The sequence below is a fragment of the Chryseobacterium electrogenes genome (genome assembly GCF_053553015.1).
In genome coordinates, this window is the sequence record NZ_JBNPPB010000002.1 from 1,983,879 (window position 1) to 2,000,287 (window position 16,409).

General features: G+C 35.0%; 13 protein-coding genes and 1 tRNA gene. 9 read left to right on the top strand and 5 right to left on the bottom strand.

Going from position 1 to position 16,409, the window contains the following annotated elements; genetic code table 11:
* Positions 1-94 precede the first annotated feature (94 nt).
* Positions 95-1,849, top strand: coding sequence for an aspartate--tRNA ligase (gene aspS / locus ACQQ6V_RS09105; RefSeq protein ID WP_448845211.1), 1,755 nt, complete (start codon positions 95-97; stop codon positions 1,847-1,849).
* Positions 1,850-2,157: 308 nt separating this feature from the next.
* Here the strand turns inward: aspS and ACQQ6V_RS09110 are convergent.
* Positions 2,158-2,228, bottom strand: a tRNA-Gln gene (locus ACQQ6V_RS09110).
* Positions 2,229-2,330: 102 nt separating this feature from the next.
* On the opposite strand from ACQQ6V_RS09110, the gene ACQQ6V_RS09115 reads away from it, so the two are divergent.
* The 3 genes from ACQQ6V_RS09115 (at position 2,331) to ACQQ6V_RS09125 (ending at position 4,294) form a co-directional block, all read left to right on the top strand.
* Positions 2,331-3,353: an AMP-binding protein gene (locus ACQQ6V_RS09115; protein WP_448845212.1), complete on the top strand. Its 1,023-nt coding sequence runs from the start codon at positions 2,331-2,333 to the stop codon at positions 3,351-3,353.
* Positions 3,346-3,738: an alternative ribosome rescue aminoacyl-tRNA hydrolase ArfB gene (gene arfB, locus ACQQ6V_RS09120; RefSeq protein WP_448845213.1), complete on the top strand. Its 393-nt coding sequence runs from the start codon at positions 3,346-3,348 to the stop codon at positions 3,736-3,738. The genes ACQQ6V_RS09115 and arfB overlap by 8 nt, the downstream gene beginning before the upstream one ends.
* A gap of 76 nt (positions 3,739-3,814) precedes the next feature.
* Entirely contained in the window at positions 3,815-4,294 is a 480-nt protein-coding gene (locus ACQQ6V_RS09125; protein WP_448845214.1) for a cytidine deaminase, read from the top strand.
* 169 nt (positions 4,295-4,463) lie between these two features.
* Here ACQQ6V_RS09125 and recF read toward each other — a convergent pair whose 3' ends face one another.
* Entirely contained in the window at positions 4,464-5,540 is a 1,077-nt protein-coding gene (gene recF, locus ACQQ6V_RS09130) for a DNA replication/repair protein RecF (protein ID WP_448845215.1), read from the bottom strand.
* Positions 5,541-5,591: 51 nt separating this feature from the next.
* Entirely contained in the window at positions 5,592-6,350 is a 759-nt protein-coding gene (locus ACQQ6V_RS09135) for a UbiA prenyltransferase family protein (protein ID WP_448845216.1), read from the bottom strand.
* A 59-nt stretch (positions 6,351-6,409) separates the two neighbouring features.
* On the opposite strand from ACQQ6V_RS09135, the gene ACQQ6V_RS09140 reads away from it, so the two are divergent.
* The gene (locus tag ACQQ6V_RS09140) at positions 6,410-12,331 is read left to right on the top strand and encodes an alpha-2-macroglobulin family protein (protein WP_448845217.1); all 5,922 of its coding nucleotides are present in this window, start codon (positions 6,410-6,412) and stop codon (positions 12,329-12,331) included.
* A gap of 60 nt (positions 12,332-12,391) precedes the next feature.
* Here ACQQ6V_RS09140 and ACQQ6V_RS09145 read toward each other — a convergent pair whose 3' ends face one another.
* A complete protein-coding gene (locus ACQQ6V_RS09145) occupies positions 12,392-13,120 on the bottom strand; it encodes an SDR family NAD(P)-dependent oxidoreductase (RefSeq protein ID WP_448845218.1) in 729 nt (242 codons plus the stop codon).
* A 147-nt stretch (positions 13,121-13,267) separates the two neighbouring features.
* Here ACQQ6V_RS09145 and aroC point away from each other — a divergent pair, with 147 nt between their 5' ends.
* From aroC to ACQQ6V_RS09165, 4 genes are all read left to right on the top strand, one after another.
* Positions 13,268-14,329 carry a chorismate synthase gene (gene aroC / locus ACQQ6V_RS09150; protein ID WP_448845219.1) on the top strand — a complete coding sequence of 354 codons (1,062 nt, stop codon included), beginning with the start codon at positions 13,268-13,270 and terminating at the stop codon, positions 14,327-14,329.
* 5 nt (positions 14,330-14,334) lie between these two features.
* Positions 14,335-14,901, top strand: a complete 567-nt coding sequence (locus ACQQ6V_RS09155) for a thioredoxin family protein (RefSeq protein WP_448846195.1) — start codon at positions 14,335-14,337, stop codon at positions 14,899-14,901.
* A 207-nt stretch (positions 14,902-15,108) separates the two neighbouring features.
* Positions 15,109-15,666, top strand: coding sequence for a TlpA family protein disulfide reductase (locus ACQQ6V_RS09160; RefSeq protein WP_448845220.1), 558 nt, complete (start codon positions 15,109-15,111; stop codon positions 15,664-15,666).
* Between the two features lie 72 nt (positions 15,667-15,738).
* Positions 15,739-16,083 (top strand): YkvA family protein, encoded by a 345-nt coding sequence (locus ACQQ6V_RS09165; RefSeq protein ID WP_448845221.1) that lies wholly within the window; start codon positions 15,739-15,741, stop codon positions 16,081-16,083.
* A gap of 71 nt (positions 16,084-16,154) precedes the next feature.
* Here the strand turns inward: ACQQ6V_RS09165 and ACQQ6V_RS09170 are convergent, their stop codons facing one another.
* Positions 16,155-16,409 (bottom strand): NifU family protein, encoded by a 255-nt coding sequence (locus ACQQ6V_RS09170; RefSeq protein ID WP_448845222.1) that lies wholly within the window; start codon positions 16,407-16,409, stop codon positions 16,155-16,157.

The window sequence follows — 16,409 nt, forward strand, 5'->3', positions numbered from 1 at the left end:
CTTCAATATTTTAAAGTCAATTTCCTTATCTTTGTAACGGAATTTTAGATACAAAATCTAAAATCTCATGTCTAACATCTAACATCTAAAAAAAATGTTCCGTACACACACTAACGGCGAACTATCGCTACAAAATCTAAATGAAGAAGTAACACTTTCTGGCTGGGTACAAACCATCCGAGACAAAGGATTTATGATTTGGATAGACTTACGAGATCGTTACGGCATTACACAATTGGTGTTTGACCAAGACCGTTCTACAGCAGAATTATTAGAAGAAGCCAAAAAATTAGGTCGAGAATTTGTAATTCAAGTTTCAGGACGCGTCATAGAAAGATCTTCTAAAAACCCAAAAATCCCAACAGGAGAAATAGAAATTTTAGTAGAAAAACTAACAATTCTTAACGAATCTCAGTTGCCTCCTTTCACCATAGAAGACGAGACCGACGGCGGCGAAGAACTGAGAATGAAATACCGTTACCTTGATATCAGAAGAAATCCAGTAAAAGACAAACTTATTTTCCGTCATAAGATGGCGCAGAAAGTGAGAAACTATCTTTCTGATGAAGGTTTCATAGAGGTAGAAACACCTGTTTTGATAAAATCTACACCAGAAGGCGCAAGAGATTTTGTGGTACCAAGTCGTATGAATCCTGGACAATTCTATGCATTACCTCAATCGCCACAGACATTCAAACAATTGTTGATGGTTGGCGGAATGGACAAATATTTCCAAATTGTGAAATGTTTCCGTGATGAGGATTTGCGTGCAGACAGACAGCCAGAATTTACCCAAATCGATTGCGAAATGGCATTTGTAGAGCAAGAAGATATCATGAATGTTTTCGAAGGAATGACCAAAACGCTTCTGAAAGACATTACCGGAAAAGATTTCGAGAATTTCCCAAGAATAACCTTTGCTGACGCCATGCAAAAATACGGAAATGACAAACCAGACATCCGTTTCGGAATGGAGTTTAACGAACTAAATGATTTGGTAAAAGGTAAAGATTTCAAGATTTTTGACGAAGCCGAATTGGTGGTTGGTATTAACGTTGAAGGTATCGCAGACTACACCAGAAAACAAATTGACGAATTAACAGATTGGGTAAAACGCCCTCAGATTGGCGCTTCCGGAATGGTTTGGGTAAAATATCAAGCCGACGGAACCATCACGTCTTCGGTTAATAAATTCTACAACGAAGATGACTTAAAAGCTATTGTTGAGAGATTTGGCGCAAAAGCTGGCGATTTAATATTCATCCTTTCAGGGAATGAGAATAAAGTTAGAGCACAACTTTCTGCGTTGAGAATGGAATTAGGCAATCGTCTTGGCCTAAGAAAAGGGAATGAATTTGCACCACTTTGGGTGGTTGATTTCCCATTATTAGAATTTGATGAAGAAAGCGGACGTTATCACGCAATGCACCATCCATTCACGTCTCCAAAAACTGAAGATTTCCATCTTTTAGAAACAGATCCAGGCAAAGCAAGAGCTAACGCTTACGATTTGGTTCTTAACGGAAACGAAATTGGTGGCGGTTCTATCCGTATTTTCGATAAAGATTTACAATCTAAAATGTTTGATTTATTAGGATTCTCAAAAGAAGAAGCGGAGGCGCAATTCGGATTCCTGATGAACGCTTTTAAATATGGCGCACCACCACACGGAGGTTTAGCATTTGGATTCGATAGATTGGTGGCGATTTTGGACGGCAACGAAGTCATCAGAGATTACATCGCTTTCCCTAAGAATAATTCTGGACGAGATGTCATGATTGATGCGCCAGCAGGTATTGCCGATGCACAATTAGATGAGCTAGAATTACAATTGAACTTGAAAGGGTAATTTTATCTAAAAAAGATATACATTAAAGCGAGGTTTATAAAAACCTCGCTTTTTTATTTTAAAGAAACAGAAACAACAACTTAAATATGCAACCCAACTTATCGCTATTCAGCTTCTCAAATCACTTGATTAACCTTTAATAATTTTAATAACTGAATTCTTCTTATTTTTTTTAAATAGCCAAAAACAAAGCTTACATCAGAAATTTCAATAAATTTCAATAAATATACAAAGCTTAATCTGAGGTCAAAGTAACTACATACAAAAACAACTCCTTGAAAATCAAGAAGTTGTTTGTTAATAAATTGTAGACCCACAGGGATTCGAACCCCGACAGGCGGTACCAAAAACCGAAGTGCTACCGTTACACCATGGGTCTGTCTTTTATTCTGGTGCAAATGTATAGACTTTTTCGTTAACCTGCAAATAAATTTGAAAAAAAATTCATAATTTTATACAAATATTTACATCAACAAATCCAATGATAGTCGACTGTTCTGATATTCAGATAAATAAGATTGAAGCAAAAAATCAATTCGAAATACAAATTTTAGATTTTTTTAAAAGTTGGTTCTCACAATCGGATTTCATGTCCGTAAAAACTTCGGGATCCACAGGAAAACCTAAAATTTTTGACGTCGAAAAATCTAAAATGAGACATTCCGCAAAGATGACTTGTGATTTTTTGAATTTAAAACCTCATGATACCGCCTTACTTTGTCTTCCTGTAGAATATATTTCGGGAAAAATGTTGTTGGTAAGATCCATAGAGCGACAATTACGTGTTACAATAACCGAACCTTCTCTCAATCCTTTAGCAAACATTGATAAATCTATTGATTTTTCTGCCATGACACCGTTACAAGTAGAAAACTCGTTGGACAAGCTTCATTTGATCCAGAAACTAATCATTGGTGGCGCAGCAGTTTCAGAAAGCTTGAAATCAAAATTATCTACGACTAACACAGAGATCTACGAGACTTATGGTATGAGCGAGACCTTATCTCATATTGCGCTAAAAATGATTCGTCCGCAGTCAGAAGATTATTTTACTTGCTTCGATGGTATCACAATCTCTACGGACGACAGAGGTTGCCTGAAAATTGACGCACCACAACTTAGTGAGGAAATTCTTCAGACTAACGATATTGTTGATATTATTAGTCATAATCAATTCAGATTTATAGGCAGAACAGACAATGTGATTAACTCTGGCGGCGTTAAGATTTTCCCAGAAGCTTTGGAAGCCTTAGTCAAACAATCCATTTCTAACGAAATCGTTTTTATAGGACTAGATGACGATATGTTGGGACAAAAACTAATTTTAGTCGTAGAAGGCGAATCCAATGACAAGATTAATCAACAACTTTCAACTGTTAATTATGACATTAAAGCGCATCGCCCCAAAGAAATCATTTACATAGAAAAAATCCCAAGGACGGATAATGGTAAAGTTAGCCGTATTCAATTGAAAAACCTTTTAAATAACAAAAACAGTGATTAATTTCAGTTCAGAACTCAGCTACAAAACTTCGCGTAGCAGCGGTGCAGGCGGACAAAACGTTAACAAGGTTGAGACGGCTGTTACTGTGATGTGGAATGTGTCAGAGAGTCAATTGTTCTCGGATTATCAGAAACAAATGATTATGACCAAACTTAAAAACCGAATCAATTCCGACGGTATTCTACAACTAACAGCGACAGAAAGCAGAACTCAGCTTCAAAATAAAAAAGCAGCAACAGAAAGGATTTTAGAAATCGTAGACCAAGCCACATACATCCCAAAACTTAGAAAAGCAACTAAGCCATCTAAAGGAAAAATCCAAAAACGCCTAGACAATAAAAAGAAAATCTCAGAGAAAAAAGAAAATCGGAAATTCAAATTTTAACAAAAATTTACTTTAATCCTATTTTTCTATTGCCAGTTGGATAAAAAGACTTACTTTTATGCCCCGATTTTTAAAAATGAAAAAAGAATTAAAGATCAGCTTCGAAGTCATTTCTTCTTACCAAGATTTGAATGATACTGAGAAAGAACTATTTCAAGCGGCTAAGAAAGTTCGAGAAACCGCTTATGCTAATTACTCCAATTTCCTTGTGGGATGTGCATTGCTATTAGATAATGGCGAGATCATCAAAGGTAGCAATCAAGAAAATGCTGCCTACCCTTCTGGTATTTGTGCCGAGAGAACCACTATTTATTGGGCATCAGCTAATTTCCCTAATGCCAAAATAGAAAAGCTTTTTGTCATTGGTGGCCCTAGAGATTTGCCTGCTATACAAGCAATTCCTCCGTGTGGTGCTTGTCGTCAAAGCATTTTAGAATACGAAGCTAAGCAAGATCAGGAGATAGAAATCTACTTTGGGACTCTAGAAGGTGAAGTTTTCAAGACTAAATCTGTTAGAGATCTGTTGCCGTTTTCTTTTGATTCTAGCTTTTTATAGTATTTTTAGGAGCAAGACAATAGCTTATTCTTAGGAAATTGAGTCCCGTTTTCCGCACTCGCTTTTTCTTTTTACAAAAGAAAAGAGCTCAGACAGTTGCTGCAACCGGGGCTACAAAGACCATGAGCACTTTTGTTCGGGAGTTTTTTTGCCTAGAAAAAAGTGTTTATCAGATTTCGAAAATAGAACTTTGATCGTTGATATTCTTAACAATCTGTTCTGTTCTTTCTTTGTGCGTGTCGGTAATAAAAATCTGACCAAAGTTCTCCTGATTAACCAAGACAATCAGTTGCGATACCCTTTTGTCATCCAGCTTGTCAAAGATATCATCCAATAACAGAATGGGCGTTTTGCCTGTCAGTTCTTTAATCCGTTTCATTTGTGCCAACTTAAGAGCAATTAAGAACGTCTTCTGCTGTCCTTGCGACCCTACTTTTTTAATCGGAAAACCAGACATTTCAAAAACCAAATCATCCTTGTGGATACCTTTGGACGTATACGTTAAGACTCTATCTTTTTCTAGATTTTGTTTTAATAAAGTTTGGAAATCCTCTTCCAGATCAGATTGATATGTGACAATTATTTCTTCTTTAGCATCAGAAATAGTTGCGTAGAATTCTTGCATCACAGGCAAAAGCTCTTGGGTGAAAATCTTTCTTTTCTGATGAATGATCGTCCCGAATTTAGTCAAAGGTTCATTATAAATCTCAAGACTATCCATATCAAAATATCGATTCTTAGCAAAAGATTTAAGGAGAGCATTTCTTTGTTGCAGAGTTTTCTGATATTGTATCAACGAAAAAAGATAATCAGAATCGGTCTGACAAATCATCGCATCCAGAAATCGTCTTCTGCTTTCTCCAGAATCAGAGATCAAGTTTTGATCATAGGGAGAGATCATCACAGAAGGCAAATATCCTACGTGATCTGACAATCTATCATAAGATTTGTCGTTTTTCTTAATCGTCTTTTTAGCTTCTTTAGGCAGAAGAATTTTAATAATATCTTCCTTATCATCATTTTCTACCTCAGCCTCAATGCTGAAAAAATCGGCTTCTGTCCGGATATTATTATGATCAGAATTTCCTAGAAAACTTTTCCCGACAGAAAGATAGTACAACGCATCCAACACATTGGTTTTTCCCACGCCATTATTACCTACAAAACAATTGATAGGCGCCGATAGATCAAGAGAAAGGCTCTCATGATTTTTAAAATTGATAAGCTGAAGTTTGTTAATTTTCAAAAGGAAGTATTTTTGACTAGATCTTTGCAAAGATACGCCAATTAGAAAGCATTACAAAAAGTATAAAACGAAATAAAAAACCAATATCAATCCGCTACAAGTCTCAATCCCAAAAGAAAAATAAGCATCCGACTTTTCTTCATCAGAAAAATAAATAAGCGCGTAACTAACTATTGACGCTAAAAAGAAAGCCAAAGCAAAGTTAATTTCTAAGTTAAAAACACTTATAATATTAGACAGAAAAATAAAGAAATAAGCGAGATATTTGGTGTTTTGTATTCCGATTAATTTTGGGAAGGTCATGACCTCATCATATTTCATATCTCTAATATCAAACGGCAAAACCAACGCGGTAACAAATAGAAAAACTATACTAAAAATAGCAAAATTAAAATCAGAAATCCCCAAGAAGGCAGCCATTAGCCCCCAAACAATTCCTACATAAAAAGCCTTGAACAAAGGTATTTTTCGAATAAAGAAATCTAAAAAAAAACTATTGTAAAAAAAACCGAGAATCACAATAATGAGCCACTTTATCAAGACTTGATAATTATGATTCTTAAGGATTAGAAGGACACATATCACGCCTGTTATCGCATTAAAAATCAAAACTTTATAAAATATTTTTTTTTGACCTTGATACTTTGTGTAAAGATAACCACTGAAAAACGTTAGGAAAATAAAGATAACCTTCGGAAAACGGAACGCATTTTGTTCCAAAAGAAAAAAAATAACCAAGGCTGTTCCCATTAAAGAAACATAAACTTGGCTGTCTACGACATATTTTTTTAGTAATTTTAACACATACATTTTCATTACAAAGTAAAGCAAAAAAAGCTGATTGCTAATGGGAAATTAAATACGAATTTATGAAAAAACTGATCTTTATTTTCGGGTTTATATTGATGAGCGCATGGCTAACGCCCATTAATGGACAGAACTATTATGAGCAACAATGGAAATTGATAAAAGCTCAAGCAGAGAAAGGGCAATACAAATCTAACTTGCCAGCCATCAAAAACATCCAAAAACAAGCCATGAAAGATAAAAATCTCCCAGAACTTATCAAATCACTCAAAGCGGAATTCAGTATTGTAAAAATGACGCAAGATCATGATAAGAATAATACCGCAAGTCAATTTTTCAAGGATATTGATATTGCCGGGCAATCGTTTTCTAAACAAGAAAAATTAGTTTTAGACATTCTAAAAGCCAATTATATAAAAGATCATTACGAGCAAAATCGTTGGCAAATTAATACAAGAACTAATCTTGACTCCCAAGACTTAACCCAAATAGAAACTTGGAGCAAACTCGCCTACAAGAACTACTTAACAAAAGCTTACGGCGATATTTTCGGACAAAGCTCCGTGTTAAAAACTATATCAACTAATAGCTACAAAAGTATTTTCGATAGTGACTATGACGCAGAATATTTCCCGACTATTTTGGATTGGGCTTCTAGTGAATATTTAGAATTCATGAAAAACAATGGTCTTTTCACAAAAAATGAACTTACCATAAATCAAAAAAAGATAACATCTCTTTACGATGAGTTAATTACCAATAACTCTGGCAATGCAAAGCTTTATTTCCAAACTCAAAAATTAGATTGGCAAAACATCACACCAAAAGATAAAAAACTAGAAGCTTATACTTCTCTATTTAACTCCAACGAAAAAGGCGATTATAAAGTCATGATTGCTAGTCAAATTATTGAGCAACTCATTGCTGATAAAAAGCCAAAAGAAGCGATAATATTAATTAATAATCTACAAAAAGACTATCCTAAATCTAGATTTATTGGCAATATCAAAAACCTAGAAAACAATATTGTCCAGCCAATTATTAACTTGTTTATGGAGCCAACAATGCTTCCTAACCAACCTATTATGCTTTTGGCAGAGGCTAAAAATGTTAAACAGTTTTCGATTAACATTTATAAGGTTGATAATGATATCAAAGGTTTTCTGGCTTATGTTAATGACAATTATAACAACAAGTTTTCTACGGTTAAGAAGACTTTGGTCAGAAAAGACAACTTCGAGTTGAAAACGCTTGGAGATTACGACTTGCATAAAACTGCTTTGGAGATGAAAGCTTTGCCAGCAGGCATTTACATGATAGACTATACAGTCGATGGTGACAAGTCACAACGAGAAAACAACTTATATTTTTTAGTATCTCAGGCTAAAAGTATTTTAAAAAATGTTGAAGATAATAACACCGCTAAAAATAGTTTTGTTTGGATTAATGCCGACAACGGTAAACCAATTGCTAATAAAACTTTAAAGATTACAGAATATCTGGCAGGCAAAAAAGACATCTCAATATCTAACCTAAAACTTTCGGCGGACGGAAACTATCAATTACCAACTTTCTCTAGTGATTCTTATTACAGATATTATTTAATCCAAAATACAGAAACTGGCGATGTAGAGCTAAAACAAAATTACGGCAGTAGAGTTTCTACATCTGGCAGCAAGAAAGCAGAAAACGAATATAAAGCACAGATTTTCTTAGATAGAGCCATCTACAGACCTGGACAGATTGTTTATTTTAAAGTCATCAGCACAAAGTTGATTGATAATAAAGAATCTGTATTGTCTAGCGCTTCTCAAAAAGTGATTCTGGAAGATGCTAATGGACAAGAAATTTCTAACCAGATATTCAAAACTAACCAATTCGGTTCTTATAACGGAAGCTTCACTTTGCCGAAAGGGAAATTAAATGGTCGTTTCACAATCAACATAGAAGACGATGCCAATGATATTGATGAGTCCAAAGATTTCTTGGTAGAAGAATACAAGCGTCCTAATTTTGAGGTGACTTTTGAGCCGATAAAAGGCGAGTACAAATACGGCGAAAAAGTTGAGCTTAAAGGTAAAGCCACGACATTTTCAGGGATTGCACTTAGTAATGCAACAGTTAACTATGATATCAAAAAACAAAATATCCGTTGGCGATATTTCTCTTGGTATCCGAGAAGTTTCGATAACGAGAACTCCATTCTTGGCGAAGTAAAAACCAATGACAAAGGAGAATTCACGATTATTTTAGATCTTAAGAAAGATGAAAAAATAGACGGCATACAGATTGACAATTATGCCATTAATGCTTCTGTAACGGACATCAGTGGAGAAACTCAGACAGCCAATACCAGTCTTACGGTATCGTCAGTAACGCATTATATTACAGCTGATACGGTTAATTCTACATTTTCTGACGATAATATTGACCTTAATGTTGAAACTAAAAATTACAACGGGCAAAGTTTAAAGAAAAATTATCAAGTCAAATTATCAAAACTAGAAGAACCGCAACGGATTTTCAGAAATCAGTTTAAAACACAGATTCAGGATTTACCTAATTATTCTAAAGAAGAATTTGAAAAGTTATTTCCGCATGATAGATTTGACAAAAAAGATCTAGAAACCAACTGGAATATCCAGAAAACGATTATTGAAAAAACGGCAACTGACAGCAAGTTAAGTTTAGGAAAATTAGACGCTGGTTATTACCGATTAGACCTTTATAACATCGAAGGAAAAGATACGATTAAAACCTCTCAGGATTTCAGAATTTGGAACAAATCAGGATTGGCTTCGGATCAAAAAAACTTCCTGACTCTTAAATTGAATCAAAAAGAATACAAAGCAGGTGAGCAAGTTAAATTGTACATCTACTCTGCCATTCCGGATGCGACTTTACATATTTACACACAATTGGGCGATGGCAAAACCAAATATGAAACGAAATCGTTGACTAATGGACTTTACATTTATGAAACTAAAATTGGTCCAACACAAAAAACGCTTAATGTTCAGGTTAATTTAGCGGCGTACAACGATGTACAATCTAGTTCTATCTATGTGCCTATTGTGACCGACAAAAAATCTTTGACTATAGAAACGGTAACCTTCCGAGACAAGTTACAACCTGGTACAAAAGAAAAATGGAGCTTCAAGGTGAAAGGCGGCAAAGATGCTTCGACGGCGCTCAGCATGACCGCAGAAGTTTTGGCAAGTATGTACGACAAATCTTTGGATCAGTTTGCGTCCAATTCTTATTCTTTTCAGCCGTTGTATTACAGACGAGATATCATTAGCAGTTATAATATGTCGAGCAGATTGCAACAATTATATTATTCTAAAAATTTAGCTTATAAAGATCATAGCGAAGTTGTAGTACCGAGATTTAGCTGGTTTGATGGAAATATCGTCTATACTGCTTTGTATGGAAGTACAATGTCATTACAAGGAAGTGTAGCTGGTGTTAAAGTTAAAGCCAGTGCAATGGCTCCTGCACCGAGCATGAGAGCAAAAGGTTATGATTCTGATTCAATTAAAGAAGAAAAAATTGAAATTGTCCAAAATGTAGTTCCAGAACCTAAAAGAAACCCTAAAGTTGATTATGCACCTCCAGGTGTCGAAAACTTCGACGATGTAAAAGTCCGAGAAAACCTTAACGAAACGGCATTTTTCTATCCTCAATTATTAACGGATAAAGACGGCAATGTGAGTTTTGAGTTTACCTCGCCAGAAGCTTTAACCCAATGGAAATTAATGTTATTGGCACACACCAAAGATGCACAATCTGCTTATCTAGAGAAAACTGTGGTGACGCAGAAAGACTTTTCTGTAACACCTAATTATCCAAGATTTTTACGTGAAGGCGATGTTCTTAATTTTCAAACCAAAGTCTCAAGTTTAGTTGATAAAGCTTTAACAGGATCGGCAAAACTACAGATTCTCGATGCCTTTACCAATGAAGATATTAGTGACAAATTCGGATTAAGCCAACTCACTGCAGTGTCTGGTTATAATGTTGAACAAAGTTTTAAACTAGATTCTAACTCAAGCACAGCTTTAGGTTGGACGGTAAAAGTGCCTAAAGATATTTCGTCAATTATCATTAAAGTCGTTGCAAAAGCGGGCGAATTTTCTGACGGCGAGCAAAAAGCAATTGCTGTTTTACCTAACCGAATGCTCGTAACTGATGCTACACCAATTTTTGTAAAAGAAGGCGAAACTAAAACTTTCACAATTGATAATTTAATTAATAATACATCTAAGACAGCGACTAATGTTAGCAATACTTTAGAATTAACAACCAATCCGATTTGGGAAATTATGTTTGCATTACCAAGTCTAAAGAATGATGTTAACAATTCTGCGGATGTTATTTTCAACAAATGGTTTGCGGATGTTTTGGCTTCGGAAATTTTTAAATCTAATCCAAAACTGAAAACCGTTTTTGACGACTACCAAAGCAAAGGCTTATTAACCTCTAACCTAGAAAAAAATCAAGAACTAAAACAATTATTGTTAGACGAAACACCCTGGGTTTTAGACAGTAAAAATGAAGAAGAACAAATGCAGAAATTGGCAAGATTGTTTGATGCTAACACCATGCGTAATTCTATCCAAGCAGATTGGAGCGAGTTGTCAAAACTTCAGAATCCGGATGGTGGATTTAGCTGGTATCAAGGTTATCCGAGTTCTTATTACACGTCATTGTATATTCTTAAAAACCTCGGGAAAATTAATGTTTGGCTAAAAGGAAATGCTAAAGATTACCAATCCGAAGATCAAAAAACAATGGTGAAAAATCTCGTTAATTATGTGGACAGCAACATCAACAAATATTGGGATGCCCGCAAAGAAAACCCTTGGAGCAATGCGTCTTTAGAATTTTTGGATGTACGTCGTTATTGGGAAAAAGATCATCCATTAACCGCCAACCCAAAAGCTTTGAAAGATATGGTGATTAAAAAAGCGAAATCGGCTAAAATCACAGATTTTACCTTCTTTGGATTACACAGATCGGCGTTACTTTTTGATCAATATGGATTAAAAGATGTGTCTAAAAAATTATTGACTTATCTTAAAGAAACTTCTACAGAGTCTAAAACACAAGGCATCTATTGGAAACAAAATCTTAACAATTGGGGTTGGTACAATTCTAATGTTGTTAATCAGGCTGGTGCTTTGGAAGCTTTCAACCTATTAACACCAACTGACACTCAATTGATTGAAGAAATGAAAATCTGGCTCATTACTCAGAAAGAAGTTAACGCTTGGGGAAGTTCTAGAAGTACCGCAGAAGTGATTTTTACCATTCTTAATTCTGGGAAATCTTGGACGTCTGCAGATAGTGATAAAGTAACGATTGTCTGGGGCAGAAAAGAATTAACCAATCCTGATACCAAAGCGACAGGTTATGTAAAATCAACCTTACGTGGAGAACAAATTGACTCAAAATTAGGAACAGTTACCGTGACCAAACCTGGTGCTGGCATTGTGCAAGGTGGATTATTCTGGCAATATTATGAGGATCTTGATAAGATTAAATCTTCTGAAAATTATATCTCGATTACCAAAGAATATTACAGAAAAGTTAAAACCGAAAATGGTGAAGAATTAAAACCTATTTCGGCTAATGTTCCCATAAAAGTTGGCGACAAGATTACCGTAAGAATGATTCTTAACACTGACAGAAATATGGAATATATTCATCTTAAAGATATGCGCGCTGCAGGATTAGAGCCTTTGGATGTTATTTCTGGTTATCAGTGGAAAAACAATTTGGGGTATTATCAATCAACAAAAGATGCTTCTAACAATTTCTACATAGAATATATGCCGAAAGGAAAATATGTCTTCGAGTATGACTTAGTAGCCAATGCATCAGGAACTTTCTCTAACGGAATTTCTACTTTGCAAAATTATTATGCGCCTCAGATGAACAGTCATTCTAAAGGCAGTACATTAGAAATTAAAGCACAATAATTTAATTAAAGCCAAAAAAGCGAGACTAGATCTCGCTTTTTTTGGCTTTATACTATTAATCTATGGCAACTTTGCCACAAGACTTTCTGGTAATAGTTTTACAATCCAATAGATGATTTTCCATTTAAAATTAGGAACAATTGAGAAAGAATTTCCTGCATTAATGATATGTTTTGCAACATAGTCAGGTTCCATCATTAAGTTTTCATTAAGTTCTAATCCCGCATTAATTTTCGTGTTGATATAACCAATAACAAGAACATTGACAGCAATTTTTCTTGATGCTAATTCTTGTCTTAATCCTGCTAAATATTGGGTAAAAGCAGATTTTGTACTACCATAGACAAAATTACTTTTGCGCCCTCTCACACCAGAAAGTGATGACAATCCAATAATTCTTTCTAAAGCTGTATTGGTTGTATCCATCGCAATGATATTCAGGATAGAAACGGCGCCGATGTAGTTAACCTTCATCATTTTGAAAGTCGCATCAAAATCTACAAAAGCTTTTTCGTTTTGAACTAAAAATCCAGCTGCATAAACCACAATATTAGGTTTTGTGGTCAGATTATCATAGAATTTTTGTTGACTTTCAAAATCTTCAGAATCAAAATATACTAACTCAATATAATCTTTTTGCAATTGATTCTCTTTGACAAAATTTTCTAGAGACTCTAGATTTCGAGAAGCGGCAATCACAGAAAATCCTTTTTCTAGATAGAGTTTTATGGCTTGTTTGGCAACATCAGAATTGGCGCCAAGAATCAAAACAGTTTTACGAATATTCATTTTGTAAAAATAGATATTAGAAGTTAAATTTTAGATATTAGTCCGTTCTAAAATTCGTAAATTTGTAGTTATTAAAGAAATCATTGTCTTTAGAAAAATATCTATTCTAAAGTTTAATATTTGATTTCTAACATCTAACTTTTATGTATGTTTAATGTACTAGGAAATTTCATGACTTTGGCTTCGTACGGAGAAAGTCATGGCGAAGCTTATGGTGGGACAATTACTAATTTTCCGGCAGGTTTAGAAGTAAATCTAGAGTTGATTCAAGAAGCATTGGATCGCAGAAAACCTGGTCAATCGGCTATTGTAACACAAAGAAAAGAATCTGATACTGTAAGATTTTTATCCGGGATTTTTGATGGTAAAACGACAGGAACTCCTATCGGATTTTTGGTAGAAAACGAAAATCAAAGATCGAAAGATTACGATCATATTGCACAAGCCTATCGTCCAAGCCATGCAGATTACACTTATGATCAAAAATATGGCATCCGTGATTACCGCGGTGGTGGCAAGTCTTCTGCACGTGAGACACTTAACTGGGTTGTTGCGGGAAGCATTGCTAAGCAATTAATTCCTAATGTCGAAATTAACGCTTACGTTTCTTCGGTTGGGGATATTTTCTGTGAAAAACCTTATCAAGCTTTAGATTTTTCTAAAACTGAAAGCAATATCGTCCGCTGTCCTGATACAGAAACCGCAGAACGAATGATTGATAAAATCAAAGAAATTAAAAAAGAAGGCAACACGATTGGCGGTACCGTGACTTGTGTGATTAAGAATGTACCTGCTGGTTGGGGAGAACCTATTTTTAATAAGTTGCATGCAGAATTGGGGAAAGCAATGCTTAATATTAATGCTTGTAAAGGCTTCGAATATGGAAGCGGTTTCTGTGGTGCCAAGATGTTGGGAAGTGAGCACAATGATCTTTTTAATGAAGATGGCTCTACCAAAAGCAATCTTTCTGGAGGAATCCAAGGTGGGATTTCTAACGGAATGGATATTTATTTCCGAGTAGCTTTTAAGCCTGTGGCAACTATTCTTAGACCACAAGATAGCATTAACAAAGATGGAGAAATGGTTATTGTAGAAGGCAAAGGTAGACACGATCCTTGTGTTGTCCCTAGAGCTGTGCCTATCGTAGAAAGTCTGGCTGCTTTTGTGTTGGCAGATATGTATTTAATTAACAAAATTAGAAAGATATAATGATTATAGATTTTAAAAAATATTGGGAAGAAGCGGTATCTTATACCGAATATCTTCGTGAAGCAGGAGAACGATTAGGAAATCCTAAAACTCCACAAGACGCAGAATTTGCAGAGTATTACAAATTAGGCATCCAAAGAATGAGCAGAATGCAGGAGAAATATATCCCGCTAGAAGAGCAAGTAGAAACTTTGGCTAATAAAAACTTCCGCGGAAAAATATTGATTATCTCAGAAGCTTGGTGTGGTGACGCCAGTCAGGTTGTGCCTGTCGTGGTTAAGTTTTTTGAACAATTTGAAGTTAAAATTACTTATCGAGACCAAGAGCCATCTTTAATTGATAATTTCTTAACTAATGGCGGAAAGTCTATCCCAGTTGTTATATTTTTAGATGAAAATCTTAACTACATTAATCATTGGGGACCGAGACCGAAATTTGGCGCAGAGCTTCTAGAAAAGCATAAAGCTAATCCAGAAACTTTCCCGAGAGAGGATTTTTATGTAGAGCTTCAGACTTATTATGCTAAGAACAGAGGCAAAGATACAATAGAAGAACTGCTTCAGCTTTTGTAAGACTGAAGTTAATTTTACACACCAATCTGCGTGAGGGCAAAGTGCATTGTTGGAGCTCGTCTATTGTGGTGGCTGAGCACAGCGAAGTCTCCACCATAGACAGCGACTGCACGGAGACCGACCAAAGTTGGAGAGATTGGAGGCGCGAGCGAAGCGAGCGCCGTAATGATCGACAACTTGGGTCACGCCAAAATATAAATTAATCGTATGAACTTTGTTAAAAAAAATATAGTTTACCTTATTTTACTCGGTATTATTGCTGCTTTTGTGGTGATAAAACCGTTGAGAGAATTTGTCTCGTCACAATTTGGGATGACAGCAACTGTGGACAAAGTTGTTGCAGAAAGTAGTTTTAGCGATGCTGATATTGATATAGAACTTAAAGGTATTAATGTTCCTGATGCTAACCTTAAGGACTTTAAAGGACAGGTTATTTTCCTTAATTTCTGGGGAACTTGGTGTCCGCCTTGCCGTAAAGAATGGCCTAGTATAGAGGCTTTGCATAAGGATAAAAGTGAGAGAATAAAATTTGTTCTTATTGCTATGCAGGATAAAGAAGAGGATGTTAAGAAGTTTTTATCTGAAAATAGCTATTCTGCACCTGTATATATCGCTCAAAGTCCGCTGACTCCCAAAATGTTGCCTAATGTTTTCCCTTCTACTTTTATTGTGGGGAAAAATCTTCAGATTTTGAAAAAGGAAGAAAATGTTGCCGACTGGAATTCTAACGAAAACCGTAACTTTGTAGATAACGTAACACAATAATTTATAAATTGTTAAGACCGTAATGGAATGCTATTTGTAGATATATGATGAAAAAAAATAAAACACACAATAATGAAATATTCCAAAATGAAATTAGCACAAGAAGCTTTAAGACATAAAGGCTTTTTACAAAAAATTCCTGCTGTTTTCCGTATGTTAAAAGCATGGAAAAATGGTATTTACAAAATAAAAATTATTGATATTCTGTTACCCGCAATAGCATTAATTTATGTTATATCACCAATAGATTTAATTCCGGATTTTATCCCTGTAGTTGGTGTAATAGATGATCTAGCAATTCTCGCTTTTGCTATCCCTATGTTATTAAAAGAGGTTGATAAGTTTCTGATGTGGGAATTCCAAAGAGCTTCTTCTCATAAAAGTCCTACCATTATTGATGCAGAAATTGTAGAATAATATTCATAAAAAAACCTTTCAAATTAATTGAAAGGTTTTTTTATGTCTAATGAATTAGATTGACATAATGTCTATGCTTCTTCGATATTAATTACTTCTAATATTTCTGGAGCGTATTGTTTTATAGTAGTTTCTACACCCAATTTCATTGTAGAATGACTAATATGGCAGTTAGAACAAGTTCCTAATAGTTTTACAAAAACTTTACTGTCTTTGACATCAATCAATTCTATATCTCCACCATCTTTGTTAAGAAATGGGCGAATACTCTCCAAAGCGTCCATCACTTTGGTTACCAATTCTTCATGTACTTGTTCTGTATGCAT

Coding starts and splice junctions, on each gene's coding strand:
- ACQQ6V_RS09170 (WP_448845222.1), bottom strand. CDS start 16,409: ATGCATACAGAACAAGTACATGAAGAATTGGTAACCAAAGTGATGGAC.
- ACQQ6V_RS09115 (WP_448845212.1), top strand. CDS start 2,331: ATGATAGTCGACTGTTCTGATATTCAGATAAATAAGATTGAAGCAAAA.
- ACQQ6V_RS09160 (WP_448845220.1), top strand. CDS start 15,109: ATGAACTTTGTTAAAAAAAATATAGTTTACCTTATTTTACTCGGTATT.
- aroC (WP_448845219.1), top strand. CDS start 13,268: ATGTTTAATGTACTAGGAAATTTCATGACTTTGGCTTCGTACGGAGAA.
- aspS (WP_448845211.1), top strand. CDS start 95: ATGTTCCGTACACACACTAACGGCGAACTATCGCTACAAAATCTAAAT.
- ACQQ6V_RS09140 (WP_448845217.1), top strand. CDS start 6,410: ATGAAAAAACTGATCTTTATTTTCGGGTTTATATTGATGAGCGCATGG.
- ACQQ6V_RS09165 (WP_448845221.1), top strand. CDS start 15,739: ATGAAATATTCCAAAATGAAATTAGCACAAGAAGCTTTAAGACATAAA.
- ACQQ6V_RS09125 (WP_448845214.1), top strand. CDS start 3,815: ATGAAAAAAGAATTAAAGATCAGCTTCGAAGTCATTTCTTCTTACCAA.
- ACQQ6V_RS09145 (WP_448845218.1), bottom strand. CDS start 13,120: ATGAATATTCGTAAAACTGTTTTGATTCTTGGCGCCAATTCTGATGTT.
- ACQQ6V_RS09135 (WP_448845216.1), bottom strand. CDS start 6,350: ATGTATGTGTTAAAATTACTAAAAAAATATGTCGTAGACAGCCAAGTT.